This is a genomic window from Candidatus Latescibacterota bacterium (assembly GCA_019038625.1).
In the GTDB taxonomy this organism is placed as follows: domain Bacteria; phylum Krumholzibacteriota; class Krumholzibacteriia; order Krumholzibacteriales; family Krumholzibacteriaceae; genus JAGLYV01.
Window position 1 is genome coordinate 15633 of the sequence record JAHOYU010000116.1, and the last position, 16031, is coordinate 31663.

Here is a 16031-nt window from a genome sequence, read left to right on the forward strand (position 1 = left end):
TATGGATGGAAAGAGATTCCAGATGAGAGACTTTATTGTGTTCTGCGCCGCGGCAGTCCTGCTACTGCTGCCTACGGCCGCTGGGGCACAGGGACACAGGCCTTCAGGCGGAGCGGCATCCGGAGATGCTGTAACTGAAGAACCGGACAGGTTGCTGGAAGATACCCGGATCAGGGTCGGAAGGCTTAAATACGGAGGAGGCGGGGACTGGTATTCCGATCCTTCCTCCCTTCCGAACCTGCTCGCTGAATTCAGCAGAAGGACCGGGATCCCGACGGCCACAACGGAAAAGGTAATAGGCCCAGGAGCTCCGGAGCTCTACACATGCCCCTTCCTCTATTTGACCGGCCATGGAAATATCAGGCTCACCGGGCAGGAGATCTCAAGGCTGAGAAAGCATCTTCTAAATGGGGGATTCCTTTATGCTGACGATAACTACGGGATGGACAAATCTTTCAGGAGCCTGGTCAGGGTTCTTTTTCCCGAGAGGGATCTGGTGATGGTCCCCTCCGGCCATCCGGTCTACCACTCCTTCTACGACATGGAGGGTCCGCCGAAGATTCACGAACATGACGGGAAGCCACCGATGGGATTTGGAATATTCCAGGGCGACAGACTCATGTTGTTCTATACTTACGAAAGCGATATAGGTGATGGGCTCGAGGACCCGGACGTTCATGGCGATCCTCCCGGAAAAAGGGAGCAGGCTATCAGGATGGCCGTAAATGTCCTGTACTATGCCCTGACCCGTTAACAGATCCGGAACCGATTATGGACAGGGAAAAAACTGGACTTTCACGACAGATAAGCCGACTTGCTTCATCCAGAAGATGGTCGGCGGCAAGGGGAGCCGCTGCTGTCGTGCTGACTTTCCTCATTTCCACCTACACTTTCCTCATCCTGTTATGCCGCGTTCTTTATGGGTGGCGGCACATGCCGTTGGCCGCCTGGGCGGTTTTCTGGACAGGAGCAGCTGTTGGCGCTGTCCTTGCCGTCATTCAGCTGGTCGGGATGAAGAGGGGAAAGATGCGCATGGCCGAGGAAGTCGGCATGATATCGGGAAAGGGAAATCTTTTTTCGGCTGCTCTTGAATTCTCGGTGGGAGGACATCGCCTGTCGGGTTACTCGGAATATCTCATGGGAGAGACGATTCGAAGAGCGGTGTCAGAGATGGAAGGCCTGGATGTGAGGCCGTTGTTCTCAAGCGCTGGCAGGCCTGCGTGGACCCTGTCAGCGGTCGTCCTTTCGATTATCCTGCTCTCCCTGACACTCGTTGACCGCCGGGGCACTTTTCTGGTCATGGAATCCCTGTCGGACCCATTGAAGGGTTTCCGGGATAAGCCAGGCTACAATCTGCAGGCCGAACCAGGCAATCGGACGATCTTTGCTGGTGATGATCTGACAGTCGGTGCTGTAAAGACAGGGTCGATGGAGGGAGAAGTAAGGATCGGCTGGAGCAGGATAGAGGGTGTATGGCGGAGCGAGGTGCTGGAAAAGACCGTGGTATCCGAAGGCGGCGGGATGGATACCTACTATTTTACATTCGAGGACATAAGGGATGATTTTGCTTACAGATTCGAAGCTGGAAGCGAAAAGACCACGGAAAACCTTGTCTCTGTGATACACAGCCCCGTCATAAACAGAGTGGGTGCGATCCTTGACAGCCCGCCATATACAGAATTGCCTCCAGATACTGTTTCGTCTTTGTCCGGAAGAATAGTTTGCCTTGATGGCACGAAGCTTGAGATCTTCGGCGAAGTTTCGAGGATGATCGGGCGTGGAGAGATAGTGTTTTCGTCCGGACGTGTAGTGCCTCTCGAGATGGATGGGAGCAGTTTCAGGGCAGAATTTCATCTCTCCGGGGACGATACGATGCGGATAATAGTTGAGGACACGGACGGCCGTAAAAACAAATTTCCCGTTGCATGGCCTCTTGTCTCTCTGGACGACAATATCCCCGCGATAGATATCATATCTCCAGCCGACGAGACCTTGCTTCCCCGGTCGCTTGTTTCGAGGATCACATACAGGGTGGCTGATGATTTTGGAATAATGGCTGTCAGATTGCGATTCAGAAAAGAAGGCGGAAGTGGGGATTTCGATTCCCGGACTCTGCAGGCCCCGGCGACGATCGTTACCGCACTTGAAGAGGAATACGAATGGAAGATGGACGAAAGAGTTGTCTTTCCAGGGGACAGGATCGCGTGGTACCTGGAGGCCGTGGATAATAACCAGGTGACGGGCCCGGGGTACGCCAGGACATCTACGAGGATCCTGATAGCTCCATCGATCGCGCAGGTATATGCCGAGTCCAGGAAAGAAGAGCAGTATCACAACGACGCGATGGAAGAGATCATCGAAGAGAGCGAGGAACTCCGTGAAAGGCTCAGGGACCTTGCCGACGATCTCAGGGCTGAAGGGGAAATGGACTGGGACAGACGTCGGGAGAGCACGGAAATACTCGATTCGCAGATGGACCTTCGAGAGAAAATAAAGGAAATCGTCGAAAGACTGGACAGGAATCTCGAATCGCTCGAGGAGAACAGGATGACTTCCATGGAAGTCGGCCGCAAGATGGAGGAGATCAGGGACCTTCTCAGCCGGATAGAAGATGAAGAGTTAAAAGACGCGATGGACAGGTTCAGAGAGATGCTGGAGGAGGTATCCTCAGGCGAGATGATGTCCGGGATGGAGCAGGTGGAGATGGACGCGGAGGATATCGCTGAAAAACTGGACAGGACTATAGAACTTCTACAACAGATCCTGATGGAAGAGAAAATGGAAGAGTTGATGCGCAGGATGGAAGAGATGCTCGACGAACAGACCGCGTTGAGTGATTCGACCGAGACGGGAGACCTTGACAAAATGTCGGAAGCGCAGAATGAACTGAATGAAGAGTACGGAGATTTTGAAGAGTCGATGGAGGAATTCGGCAGGGAAAACGATCAGGATGAGGCCGCGGATGAGATCCGTGAGATGATGGAAAACCTTGATTCGGCGGCGGTCGACTCCATGATGGATGCTGCGATGGAGCAGATGAAGGAAGGTGAGAGGAGCGAGGCTTCGGAGACGCAGAATTGCACCGCAAGTGAGATGTTCTCCCTCTACACCAAGATGGGCCTCTGTCAGAATGCCATGGCGGTTCGGCCGGACGAAGAGGCTGAAAGAATAGTGGAGCAGGCGTTGCGGGATCTTCTCGATATTTCCAGACAGAGCGAGGAAGATGCGATCCTCATCCGGGCCGGGAATTCCGGCGTGGAACTCAAAGAACTTCTTGAGCGACAGATGGTGAGCCGGGATGCTGTGAGAATTGTGACAGGAGATCTGCTCGAAGCGGCACGGAAGAATTCAAGTGTCTCGAACACTGTTTTTTCCTGCCTGGGAGAGGCGTTGAGGTTGTCCAGCGAGGCGATGAACGCACTTGAGAGCAGGAAGTTCGCCCCGGCCGCATTGTCAGCGAGGGGGGTGTCTCTCCGCGTGAACCTGGCCGTGATCGAGCTTCTCCGATCGAGTTCTTCTTCAGGAGGGGCTGGAGGCGGCGCGATGAAGAAGATGAGACAGATGCTACAGCGCCAGTCCTCAATAGATGAACAACTCAGGCAGATGCTTCAAAAGGGGGGCGGGACACTCTCGATGGAGCAGCGGGCGAAGATGGCGCGGATCGCCGCCGAGCAGAGAAAGATGCAGGAACTGATCGAACAGATCGCCGAGGAGAGTCGGGGCACAAACGAACTGCTGGGCCGATTGGACGGACTGGGTGATGAGATGAATGAGCTGGCTGAAAGACTGGAGCGGGGTGAACTCGACAGGGATACGATCGAAAGGGAGGAGAAGATACTTTCGAGGATGCTGGAATCACAGCGGTCTCTCAACAGAAGGGATTACAGCAGAAAGAGGATCAGCAGGCCTGGAGAGGACATGGCTCCCTCAGGGGCGGATTTTATCGAGCATGATAGAGATGATGCCGAGTTGATCCTTGAAAGGATCAGAAGAGCGATGAGGGGACGGGGACCAGCGGAATATGAGGAATTGATCAGGGCATATTTCAAGGCTCTTTCGGGGAAAGTCAGAGATGAGAAAAAGTAGACGGCTGAATACCGGGCAAATCGTCCTTGCGGCTCTGCTTTCCGTTGCCGCCATTATCATCCCGGGCAGAGTAGTATGCCAGTCGGCTGGCCATCAGGCCCGGCAGGAGTCCCTCCAGGAAATCTCGCCCATGGAGATCAACAGGACCCGGTCGACTGTTTTGAATCTGATGAATGTGAAAAGATACTCCGACGCGATCGTCCTGCTTGAACCTGTATGTGAAAAGTATCCGGAAAGGCACGACCTTACGGAACTCCTGGCGACCTGCTATTTGCGGGCGGGACGTGCCGGGGAAGCAAGACTGCTTCTGGATGAGAGGATAGCGAGAGTTCCGGAGCGTCCCGGGTTTATCCGGATCCTGGCCGCAGCTTACCTGGATGCGGGGATGCGGGAAAAGGCTCTTTCCCTTTGGGAGAGTCTGCTGGGGGAAAACGATATAAACGCATCGAATCATATCCTGGTCTCAAGGATGCAGTGGGAGGCGGGAATGTTCGGCCTGGCGATAGAGACGCTGGAGAGAGGAACGAGGTTCAGTGAATATTTCGAGCCTTGTGGGAGAGAGAAGCTGAGGCTGGAAAGACTCCTCGGCAGAAATGGGGCTGCCTTCATGACCGGGTTGAGACTCGCCCGGAAGCTCGAGAATCCCATGAAAGCGAGCAACTCGATCCTGTTCAGTACATTCAGAGAAGCCGGGATGCCTGACAGCCTGCTCAGTGTGGTCGATTCGCTTTCTGTCGAAAATTCAGTGAACTGGAGGTTCTTCAGGCTGACGGGAGTGCTGCTCCGTGTGGAACGGGGGGAATTCGAAAGGGCAATAGACTATATCTCGGGTGGTGGAGGGATCGATCTGAGGCCGGACGAACTGTACTATTTTGCTTCGGTCATATTGAGGAGGAAGGCCGCAAAAGAGGCTGAGGATTACAGACGTATCTATGAGGTTATGCTATCGACATTCATGGAAAAGTTCGGACGTTCGCCGGTAGTTCCCCAGATGCTGCTTGCCGCGGCCAGCTTTAATCTGGAAAGCGGGGATCTTGCTGAAAAACCGGAAAAAGGAAGGGAACATTACAGACAGGCTCTTGCTTTTGCCGATTCTGTATTGCGCCATCCGGCAGGCAGGAGTTACAGGGAGAGGGCGACCATCATAAAGGCACAGGTCCTGGTCGACAGGCTCTACCGTCCCACGGAGGCCCTGGAATCATTGAAGGGGATAGCCCCGCGTGGAAAGCAGGAGAGGGCAAGAGTGGACGAGCTGATGATGAAAGCCTGGCTCGCGTCGGGAAGATTCGATGAGGCTGACAGCTGGTTCGATGGACTTCTGTCCTCGCCGGATTCAGCAAGAGTGGCTATGGCGTCTTTCGGGCAGGCGATGACTTTTCTCTACCGGCAGGAGTGGGAAAAGGCAGCTGGGGCCTTTTCAGCGCTGGCGGAGAAATATGTGTGGAGCACCTGGGCGAACGATGCGCTCGAACAGGCGGTGACAATAAAAAAATCAATAATATCAGGGACGGGACCTCTTGCCGCGCTGGTCAAGGCGAAAAGGATGAAAGCGGAAGGGAAGCTGGAGGAGGCGGCTGTCCTGGCAGAGTCAGTATTCGAGAGTCATCCCGATTCCCCTGCAGCTCCGGAAGCGGTCTGGACAGGGACGGATTGCCTGCTGTTACTGGGAAAGACAGGAGAGGCTCTTGATCTTCTCGCTGACGCAGTCAGCCGGGCTCCGCTTTCGGGAAGCGCTCCGAGAGCTCTCGAGAAGACCGGATCGATCCTTGAGCCCAGCGATCCCGCGGCGGCGGCATCGGTTTACAGGAGGCTGATCGAGGATTATCCTCGATATCCGTTTATCGCCAGGGTGAGATCGAGTTATCTTGAACTGGCGGGGGAGAATGATGGGCCCGCACCAGAAGATGACACGGATAGCGGGAGCCTCGACAGGCAGGATGACGACAGTCAGCCGGAGGAGATGGAATGAAAAGACCGTATGTAACAAAGTGGAAAGACTGTGGGGATGTAAAGCCGGGGGCTGGATCGAATGCGCCTGGCACGGTGGCTCCATTCAGGATCTTGATCGTGGTTATTGCCGCGATCATACTTGTCTCGGCCGTGTCCGGCAGAGTGTCAGGCGAGACTCTTGTACCCATGGACCTGTCGCAGACTAACCACCTGAAGGCTTATGGGCTGGCCTGGTACGCCCTTGCCAGGGGAGTAGACGTCAAGTGGCTCCTCAATTACAGGGGTGGTTCATTTCTGATGCCGGACGCGGCTGGCATCGGTCTGGAAGCACAACTGCGGAATGTTCTCGTCGAACGTGTCTCGGCTGACGATGTTGCCGGGATATACAGAGAGATAGAAGTCGGCAACATGGAGATCATTCTTCTGGAGAAGGCTCCCGAGATAGCGATATACGCCCCCCCCAACAAACAGCCGTGGGATGATGCGGTGATGATGGCACTCGAATACGCCGATATTCCTTATGAGACTGTCTACGACAAAGAAGTGCTTCTGGGACAGCTGGAGAGATTCGACTGGCTTCATCTTCATCACGAGGACTTTACAGGACAGTACGGGAAGTTCTACGCGGGATACAGGAACGCGCAATGGTATATACAGCAGCAGGTACTTTTCGAACGGATAGCGCTGTCGCTGGGTTTCAAGAAGGTGTCGGAAGAAAAGAAAGCCGTTGCCGAACTCATCAGGGAATATCTGCGGCGAGGAGGGTTCCTTTTCGCCATGTGTTCGGCCTGCGATACAATCGACCTGGCGCTGGCCGCCAGGGGAATCGACATCGTTCCGAGGGAGTACGACCGTGACGGGACTACTCCCGGTTGTGCCGGCATGCTCGACTTCGGACGCGCCCTGGCTTTCGAGGGGGTCAGTCTGATAATGGATCCGTATGTCTATGAGTTCTCCAACATAGACATGACGCAGGCCGCGGCCGATCGTGGCGAGACCAGCGATTACTTCACTCTTTTCGAATTTTCCGCGAAATATGACCCTGTTCCCTCTATGCTCGTGCAGAACCATGTCTCGGTCATAAAGGGATTCATGGGACAGACCACCTCTTTCAGAAAAAGCCTCATCAAGAAGAAGGTCATCATCCTGGGTGAGGTGAGGGGGCGCAACGAGGCACGTTATATTCATGGAAATCTGGGAAAAGGTACATTCACATTCTTCGGCGGACATGACCCCGAAGACTACCACCATTTCGTCGGCGACCCTCCTACAGACCTTAATTTATATCCGAATTCGCCGGGCTACAGACTCATTCTGAACAATGTGCTGTTTCCCGCAGCAAAGAAAAAGGAACAGAAGACATGAGAGGGATGTGAGGATCCCGCCCATTTTTTCTTGACAGCATTTCCCGAACCAGTAATGATGAACAAACTTAGAGGTAAGGTGTCGTGAATTTGGTTGGGATTCAATGTGGAGAGGGAGGTGACTGGTCCGGCGTTGAGGGGTGCAGGACCGGGATTATGCCTGAAATATTCACCGGATGTCTGAAGTGTGACAAGGGGTTGCTTCTTCCGCTTTCCGATTATGGCAGGGATGGAGCGCCGATAAAGTACAAGGCGTGGGTCTGTAACAATCCAGAGTGTGGATTTAATATCAGAATAGACAACGGAGAGATAAGCTACGGCAAGAAGCTGGCATATTCGAGCAAATAGGATCTGTTCGCGATTTTTTATTCAGGATGCGGGCCCGTTATCGGCCCGCATTTTTTTTACCCGTCTTGCGGCTGTCTCGAAACAGGCGATGGCTGTCGCCGCGAGAGCGAGGGAACCCAGCAACCATATAACGGATGGAGCCGGGTGTGTCCCCTGCCTGATCGATTCCACGGAGGTCGCATTGAGTCTCACCAGAGAGATCAGATTGAACAGCGCGTGGGAGAGGAAAGGATATAAGATATTTCGGGATCGGTAATAGATGTACCCCATCATGATCCCCATCAAAGTAATGCCCGGAATCATCCTGATATCGAAATGGGCGCACGCGAAGACAATCCCGGCCAGGACGACCGCCAGCCTGGCGTCCATGTTCCGGTGAAAGACCTTCTGGATGAGTCCTCTGAAAAGCATTTCCTCTCCAAGAGGAGATATGACGACCGTGCCGACCCCGAGGGCCAGAAGAGGCCATATTCCTTTGGGCTTGATTGAGACAAGAAATTCGATATAATTCTCACTCACGGGTCTGCCGCGTTCGAACAGATATGTAACCGCATCGATAGGCACTATCGAACCGGCGGAGATCAGGAGTACCAGCATAGCCGTTTTCAGGGTCGGTATGGTGAAATCGAAGTCCCGTATATATCCGCCACCGAACCTGCCGGCAAGGATGCCCAGCGGAAATATCAATCCGATCAAAGCGGGAATGGATAGTGCCGTGGCGTAGAACTCCATGTTAAAAATGATCATGGAAAGGGATGTGTACATCAGGTAGCATGAGAAGGCGAACAGAAGAAGGGTGTAGTTGTTCAGCGAGTCGAAGACAGATGCCCCGGGTTCCGGGTCTTCTATCGGCCGCTTCGGTTGATGTTCTTCAGGTGTCATGAACACAAGATATAACGTGCTCCATGGGAGCGGCAAGGGGAAAGGCAGCGATGATCAGGCTCATTATTTTCGATCTCGATAACACGCTGACAGATTTTATGAAGATGAAGGAAGACTCGATCAAAGCGGCGATCAAGGCGATGATCGATACAGGGCTGGATTTTCCGCCCGACCAGATCCGCGACGAGATCTTCAGTATTTATGACGAGGAAGGTATAGAGCATCAGAAGGTATTCAACAAGCTTCTCGAAAAGCTTGTAGGAAATGTAGACTATCGTATGCTCGCTGCGGGAATAGTAGCCTACAGAAAAGCGAGAGAGGCTGCCCTCGTACTCTATCCCCACGTACACAGGACATTGCTGGCCCTGATCAAGAAAGGCCTGAAGCTGGCTGTTATTTCCGATGCGCCCAGGCAGGAGGCGTGGATGCGCCTGTGCTATCTTCAGCTTCAGCATATTTTCGAGGTTGTGGTCGCCTTCGAGGATTCCGGTGAACACAAGCCGAGTCCGGTGCCGTTCAGGATGGTCCTCGACAGATTGAAGATAGAACCTCACGAAGCACTCATGGTGGGCGACTGGCCAGAAAGAGATATTGTAGGCGCTTCAGAGCTTGGTATAAAGACCGTATTCGCCAGATATGGGGATACCTTCGGTACGAAGGCATCAGGGGCGGATTATGATATCGACGATATATTCAGGCTGACAGAGATCGTAGATGAGTTGAACGACCTTCAGGCGAAAGGATAGCCGTATGAGGGTAGTCACTAACGGAGAGATGAGAGGGCTCGATGAAGAGACGATATCGAGGTTCGAGCCCGGCTTGGTGCTTATGGAAAGGGCGGGGCAGGGAATATTCGACGCGATTATGGATCTGATCGAAGAACCGGGGGAGGAGCGCGCGTCGATCTTTCTTGGAAGAGGAAATAATGCCGGCGATGGACTTGTCGTAGCGAGACTTCTCGCGGAGGCCGGTGTCGGGGTCATACTTCATTACATGCACGATCCCGAAAAATTCTCTCCGGACGCGTTCAAAAACTACCGGAAACTGGAGGGGCTCAGAAAGGCCGGTGTAATGGAAGAGATATTCCTTTACCTTGCCGACTGGGAAGAGAAAGTCTCCGATGCCATCGAGGCGAGCACTTTTGTTGTCGATGCGCTTCTCGGTACAGGGATCAAGAGCGTGGTGAGAGCGGAATACGCCCATGTGATCGAGTTGATAAACGGGTCCGGCCTCCCTGTGGTCGCAATCGATATTCCGTCCGGGATAAATGGAGACACTGGAGAAATATTGGGTTCGGCGGTGATTGCTGATATGACCGTGACGATGGCTATGCCCAAGATAGGAGAACTCTTTTTTCCAGGAAAGTTCCATTCGGGTGCGATCGAGGTCGTAGATATAGGTATTCCCGATGAAGTCATAGAAGCAAGTGGTGTCGGCAGGCATGTCATCGATCTCGATGCCGCATCGGAAGATTTTCCCGTGAGAGGACCCGACGCGCACAAATTTCAGTGCGGGTCACTCCTTATAGCCGCGGGAAGCCGAAGGTATAGCGGCGCGGCTTCTCTTTCTGCTTTTTCCGCTTTGCGGACCGGATGCGGGGTCGTCTATCTTGCGGGCCCCGAATCGATTCGGATATCTGTCCAGTCGGCCTTTCCAGAAGTTATATTCATCTCATTGCCTGAGACCGCTGACGGCGCCATAGCCGCTGAAGGTGCAGACGAGTTGCTGGGGCAGATTCGTTTCGATGCTCTTGCCCTGGGCCCCGGGTTGACGGTGAATGGAGATACGGCAGCGTTCGTGGAAAAGATGATCGCTGGAGTAGATGTCCCGGTCGTTCTGGACGCCGATGGTATAAACTCGTTTGAAGGCCGTTTCGACGATCTGAAAAAATACTCGGCGGAAAGAGCGATCATCCTTTCGCCACATACCGGAGAATTGAAAAGACTGACCGGGCTCGATCTTCCCCTGGACCCGGCTGGCCGGATGGACGCCCTGGCGGACCTTGTCAAGGGCAGCGGACTTACCCTGGTACACAAAGGCGCGCCGACAGTGATAGCTCATGGTTCGGGACGTATTGATATAAATGTATTCGGTCATCCGGGACTTGCTACAGCGGGCAGCGGCGATATTCTGACCGGCGCGATCGCGGGGCTGCTGGCCCAGACGGGGGACCCTGCTTCAGCCGCGAGACTGGGAGTATACCTTCATTCGAGGGCTGCCGATATGGCCGCCGAAGAAACCGGAGAACGCGGGATGACGGCAGGAGACTGCAGCGACGCACTTTCTTTCGCTCTGAGAGAGCTCGAGGAAGATCGCCGGGGCTGACAAGCAGTCGGGATGGAATCACGGAGGCAGTGATCAGAGAAAACGACATAATAGCGATGTTCAGAAAAGCATTTCCTCACTCGGGGATAGGCGATGACACTGCTGTGGTACGACACGGCGGGGGCGACCTTTTGCTCGCCTCCGACGCGGTGGTCGAGGGAGTTCATTTCCGACTCGACACCTCGACTCCCGGGCAGGCTGTCCAGAAAGCGGTCACTTCGAATGTGTCGGATATTTTCGCGATGGGTGGAAGCCCGGAGAGGATCCTGTTGACTGCCGGTCTGCCCGAAGGGGCGACGCGGGAGGATGTAGAGGGGATCATCGAAGGCGCAAGCACCGCCTGCGCGTGTTATGGAATAGGCCTGGTCGGAGGAGATACGGTCCGATCACCGGGCGGCTATTTTTTTGATGTCGCTATAACAGGAGTCGTTCCCGAAGGCTGTGCGGTCATGAGAACCGGAGCTGAAAAGGGTGACCTCATAGTGGTTTCAGGCCCATTGGGCGGATCCCTCGCCGGGTTGAGGATCCTCGAATCTTTTCTCGCGGACAAAAGCTGCGACGGGGCCCCGGGGCTGAGCGGAGAGCTTTGCGGAAAGCGATTCATGAAAAACTCGAAAGCAGAAGTAAGCCAGCTTCTCTCTGCTTCACGGAAACTCTCTCTCTCGATGGACGAGGATGATTTTCGTTCTCTGGTGACGGAGTTCGGGATCGCCGAAGAGTCGACCCCGACACTCAGGATGATAGCGCATCATATAGTCCCTTTTGCTTCAGGACTTGATAATCTTCCAGGGAGAGAGGATATTACGTCGATGATCGATATCAGCGACGGACTTGCCCGGGACCTCTCCACTCTCTGCGGGGAAAGCGGCACGGGAGCCGTGATCGAGATGGACAAGATACCGGCTGCCCCGGAAATGAATACGATTCCCGGAGCCGATGTGGATTTTGTCGATGAGATGGTGTTGACAAGCGGAGAGGAATACAGGCTGTTATTCACTTTAAAGTCCGGTTGTGCGGACAGGCTGCCGGACGATATGGCCCTGATTGGCAGGATGACTTCCGCTTCTGACGGGATTCGCCTGGTCAGTCGTGACGGCACAATTGGAGATATTCCCTTTGAAGGATATGAACATTCTTTTTGAGAGGTGAGATGCTTCTTTACATGATAAGGCACGGGCGGACAGACTGGAACCGCGATCGAAGAATAATGGGACGGGAACCTCTTCCCCTCAACGAAGAGGGAAGGGGGATGGTGGAATCGCTGGCCAGTTTCCTTAAGCCCGACGGTATAGGAACGATCTATTCAGGTACACTCGCAAGGACGGTAGAGACTTCTGATCTGCTGGCTCGGGAGTGGGGCGCACAGGTTCTTCCCGAGTCGATGCTTGATGAATCGGCATATGAGAATTGGGTAGGCAGGCGCTACTCGGAACTGAAGGACGACCCGGATTTTATTCTCTATAACGAGACTCCCTCGAAGTCGAAGTTCTCTGCCGATGAGGGGATGCTCGATATTCAGTCGCGCGCTGTCAAGGCGGTAGACAGGATTCTCGGGGAGAATGAGGGTGCCGGTGGAAGGGTGGCTCTTGTCTCGCACAGCGATGTCATAAAACCGGTCATCGCCCACTATCTGGGAATGGATATAGACGCGATGCACAGACTCGGGATCGCCAATGCTTCGGTGACTCTGCTCGACACGAAAGGTCCCGCGGGATCGCGGATACGATATATGAACCTGATGCCCTGGAAATGGGAGCTCCGGCCGCGGCAGGAGACGGAATTGCCGCGGTAAGTCGCTTCCCGATCCGGGCCCGCACGAGAGGAACCTGGGATGGCAGGAAAAACAAAAAGACTGTATCTGGGTATCGAGACCTCCTGTGACGATACATCATGCGCGATATATTCGCCTGATGAGGGCGTGGTCGTCCATCGGACAGCCGCGCAGCTCGATCATGCAAAGTACGGCGGAGTGGTGCCCGAGATCGCGTCACGTTCCCACATGAAGACGATCCTGCCACTTTACGAGAGTGTGATGGGGGAGGCGGGTCTGAGTACGGGCGATCTTGCGGGGATCGGAGTGACTAACGGGCCGGGGCTGACAGGGTCGCTTCTGGTCGGCCTCTCATTCGCCAAGGCTCTCGCATACGGAAGCGGCCGGCCTCTTGTCGGCATACATCATCTCGAGGGGCATATCCTCGCGAATGACCTTGAAAGACCTTTTGTCACCCCGGCAACTGTCCTCGTCGTCTCAGGAGGTCACACGCAGCTGATATTCGTCAAAAAGATAGGATGTTACAAGTTTCTGGGAGGTACGAGAGACGATGCGGCAGGCGAAGCTTTCGACAAGATAGGGAAACTTCTTGGGCTGCCGTATCCGGGCGGGCCTTCGATCCAGAAGGCCGCGGTGAATGGAGATCCGGGATCCTTTGCTTTTCCGCGGGCGCTCAGGAAATCAGGCGAGTGCGATTTTTCGTTTTCAGGACTGAAGACGGCGGTAAGGCTGAAGGCCGAATCGATGGGGGAACTCACGGCCGGTGATATTGCCGGGCTTGCGTCTTCCGCCCAGGAGGCTATCGTCGATATTCTTGCCGAAAAATCCCTGATGGCCGTAGAAAGGACATCGCCGGAGATGTTTTATCTCGCCGGTGGAGTAGCTGCGAACAGCAGGTTGAGAGAGGTCATGAAGGAGAGGATGGGGAAGGCGGGAATCGCCGTATCATGGCCATCGATAGAACATTGTACCGATAATGCCGCGATGATAGCCTGCGCCGCGAGTCATCATATCGGGGCTGGAAGGACCGATGGCCTGGAGCTTAATACCTTCCCGAGGGGAGTACTCGCTTCCTGGTCGTGATCACCTGCCGCATCCAATCCATCGCTCCGAAACAGACTGATACCCGCAAATGGGGTTTGGATTGTGGACTCTCCCGGAATGGGTAGTTGTGCCCACAAACCGCCCAGCCTCTCCTTTCGTCACGATATTCCATATGCAAAATTAGCGGCAAGGGCAACTCATTCTGCGAGAAAAATTCGCACGGGGCTTGCGAACCGCCATAACGCCACACATGTAACCATATGATAGTCATACCGTTAAATGATATGTGCCGTCAGGCTCCGTTGGCATATTAATTGCGAACCTGATGATTGCATCAGGAATATCCATGCAGGATCGATGACCGCCATTAGCAGGACAGAGAGAATGAGCCCGGAAGAAAACCGCGATGTATTCAAGATTCTTGTAGTCGACGACGAGGAGCATATCCGTCGGATACTGCAATTTCAGCTGGAAAAGTACGGCTATGTCGTCAAGACCGCCGAGAATGGCGAAGTCGCTCTCAGGATCGTACATCGTGAGGCTCCCGATCTGATCATCCTCGATCTGATGATGCCGAAGATAAATGGCTTCGAAGTATGCAAACGACTCAGGGCCGATTTCCAGACCAGCCATATACCGATCATCATGCTTACGGCCAAAAGCGATCTTCCGGACAAGATAAAGGGACTTCGTGACGGCGCGAACGACTATCTGGTCAAACCCTATTCCAACGAGGAACTGCTTTTACGGGTAAAGAACGTTCTCGAATGGAGTCAGCAGCAGAAAAACGCGAACCCCCTGACCGGTTTTGCCGGGAACAAGGCCATCGAAAAAGAACTTCAGAACAGGATAGAAATCGGTAGTTCGTTCGCTTTCATTTACATCGATATAGACAATTTCAAGGCTTATAACGATTACTACGGTTATCAGAAAGGTGATGAGTCGATCCTGTTTCTGGCGGATATCATCACCGAGTCGGTCAATTCGCTTGGTGGTTCAGGCGATTTCGTCGGTCATATCGGGGGGGATGACTTCGTCATCATGACTTCCATAGACAGAGCAGAATTCATCTCGCGTCATATCGTGGATGAATTTGACAAGGGGTCCCTCGTGCTCATGCATGAAGAGGACATCCGAAAGGGATATCTCGAGATCAAGAACCGACTCGGAGAGATCAAGAGGGTTCCGCTCATGTCGCTGACCATAGCTCTCGTCGTGAACGAGGGCGGCAGACTCAAGCATTTCGCGCAGGTCAATGATATCGCCTCTGAATTGAAAAAGTTCGGAAAGGGCATGACGGGCAGCGTAGTGGTCCGGGAGAGAAGAAAAGAGAAAACACCTTCTGAGAAATTAGAACAATGGTAAGCACGGTGACAGTTTTGATAGCCGCCGTGATTCGAGCGGTCCAGTGATCTCTGGAGGCCCTGGAGTGGAAGGCATAAAAGACAAAAACGAGAATGCAGGTAAAGAGACCGTTCTGGACGCGAGAAAAGAACTGGAACACCTGCGCTCCGAGATCGAGAGAAACAAGGGAGTCTTTGATTCCGCCAGGCTTATAGTCGGTCACGAACTCAATCGTCCGCTTACATCGATAAACGGATATCTGGAACTGATCGAAGCCCGCTTCGAAAAGATCTCGGAGGACAAGGAAAAGCGCTATTTCTCAAAGATTAAGGAAGCGGTCGCCGAGATGGAGGGCCTTATCGAATCGTTCGTTCACATGCTTCGTTTTGATACTCCTGGCGAGTATTCCGAAGATTTCGACGAAGTGGAACTGCACGGACTTGTCGAGAAGTTCAGGATCAAGAACGAAGGCTACATGGTGGGCGTGGAGAATCTCGTGCCGAGGAATCTGCCGCCGATCCTTGTGAGAAGGGCATGTCTCGATATCGTTCTCGACAATCTTATCTCGAACGGCCTTAAGCATGGTGGAGGGTCCGAACCTGTCAGTGTGAGCGCCAGGATACAATTGGACAGGCGCGGGATGTCGGAGAGGAAGATCCTCATAATGGAGATCAGGGACAACGGGCGGGGCATGCCGCCGAAGGAACTGGACGAGATATTCGACCCCTTCTACAGGGGAAATTCCAGAAAAGATGTTCAGGGGCTCGGGCTGGGGCTCGCGCTGGTTAAGAATATTATGAATATAATGATGGGGAACATTCATATAAAAAGCTCTCCGGATATGGGAACCGTAGCGATTATCTGCGTGCCTGTACCGGAGGACAGACCTGGTCCATATGACAGGATCGGGTAAGGGT

13 protein-coding genes are annotated in these 16031 nt (G+C 53.8%); 12 read left to right on the forward strand and 1 reads right to left on the reverse strand.

Annotated features, from left to right (window positions below):
• Window position 1 precedes the first annotated feature (1 nt).
• The 5 genes from KOO63_09145 (at window position 2) to KOO63_09165 (ending at window position 7748) form a co-directional block, all read left to right on the forward strand.
• Entirely contained in the window at window positions 2-754 is a 753-nt protein-coding gene (locus KOO63_09145; GenBank protein MBU8921973.1) for a DUF4159 domain-containing protein, read from the forward strand.
• Window positions 755-771: 17 nt separating this feature from the next.
• Window positions 772-4086 carry a hypothetical protein gene (locus KOO63_09150; protein ID MBU8921974.1) on the forward strand — a complete coding sequence of 1105 codons (3315 nt, stop codon included), beginning with the start codon at window positions 772-774 and terminating at the stop codon, window positions 4084-4086.
• The gene (locus KOO63_09155) at window positions 4073-6055 is read left to right on the forward strand and encodes a tetratricopeptide repeat protein (GenBank protein ID MBU8921975.1); all 1983 of its coding nucleotides are present in this window, start codon (window positions 4073-4075) and stop codon (window positions 6053-6055) included. The genes KOO63_09150 and KOO63_09155 overlap by 14 nt, the downstream gene beginning before the upstream one ends.
• Window positions 6052-7401 (forward strand): asparagine synthetase B, encoded by a 1350-nt coding sequence (locus KOO63_09160; protein ID MBU8921976.1) that lies wholly within the window; start codon window positions 6052-6054, stop codon window positions 7399-7401. The genes KOO63_09155 and KOO63_09160 overlap by 4 nt, the downstream gene beginning before the upstream one ends.
• Window positions 7402-7484: 83 nt before the next feature.
• Complete coding sequence (locus tag KOO63_09165) at window positions 7485-7748, forward strand: hypothetical protein (GenBank protein MBU8921977.1); 264 nt, start codon at window positions 7485-7487, stop codon at window positions 7746-7748.
• A 21-nt stretch (window positions 7749-7769) separates the two neighbouring features.
• Here the strand turns inward: KOO63_09165 and KOO63_09170 are convergent, their stop codons facing one another.
• Window positions 7770-8636 (reverse strand): CPBP family intramembrane metalloprotease, encoded by an 867-nt coding sequence (locus KOO63_09170; GenBank protein ID MBU8921978.1) that lies wholly within the window; start codon window positions 8634-8636, stop codon window positions 7770-7772.
• Window positions 8637-8680: 44 nt separating this feature from the next.
• Between KOO63_09170 and KOO63_09175 the strand changes: the two genes are divergently transcribed.
• The 7 genes from KOO63_09175 to KOO63_09205 all read left to right on the forward strand — a co-directional run bounded on the left by KOO63_09175 (window position 8681) and on the right by KOO63_09205 (window position 16027).
• Window positions 8681-9376: an HAD-IA family hydrolase gene (locus tag KOO63_09175; GenBank protein ID MBU8921979.1), complete on the forward strand. Its 696-nt coding sequence runs from the start codon at window positions 8681-8683 to the stop codon at window positions 9374-9376.
• Between the two features lie 4 nt (window positions 9377-9380).
• Window positions 9381-10955 carry an NAD(P)H-hydrate dehydratase gene (locus KOO63_09180; GenBank protein ID MBU8921980.1) on the forward strand — a complete coding sequence of 525 codons (1575 nt, stop codon included), beginning with the start codon at window positions 9381-9383 and terminating at the stop codon, window positions 10953-10955.
• A 29-nt stretch (window positions 10956-10984) separates the two neighbouring features.
• Window positions 10985-12097: a thiamine-phosphate kinase gene (locus KOO63_09185; GenBank protein MBU8921981.1), complete on the forward strand. Its 1113-nt coding sequence runs from the start codon at window positions 10985-10987 to the stop codon at window positions 12095-12097.
• Between the two features lie 8 nt (window positions 12098-12105).
• The gene (locus KOO63_09190) at window positions 12106-12747 is read left to right on the forward strand and encodes a histidine phosphatase family protein (GenBank protein MBU8921982.1); all 642 of its coding nucleotides are present in this window, start codon (window positions 12106-12108) and stop codon (window positions 12745-12747) included.
• Between the two features lie 39 nt (window positions 12748-12786).
• Window positions 12787-13809 carry a tRNA (adenosine(37)-N6)-threonylcarbamoyltransferase complex transferase subunit TsaD gene (gene tsaD / locus KOO63_09195; protein ID MBU8921983.1) on the forward strand — a complete coding sequence of 341 codons (1023 nt, stop codon included), beginning with the start codon at window positions 12787-12789 and terminating at the stop codon, window positions 13807-13809.
• 345 nt (window positions 13810-14154) lie between these two features.
• Window positions 14155-15135, forward strand: a complete 981-nt coding sequence (locus KOO63_09200; protein MBU8921984.1) for a response regulator — start codon at window positions 14155-14157, stop codon at window positions 15133-15135.
• 64 nt (window positions 15136-15199) lie between these two features.
• Window positions 15200-16027, forward strand: coding sequence for a HAMP domain-containing histidine kinase (locus KOO63_09205; protein MBU8921985.1), 828 nt, complete (start codon window positions 15200-15202; stop codon window positions 16025-16027).
• The last annotated feature ends 4 nt before the right edge of the window (window positions 16028-16031 follow it).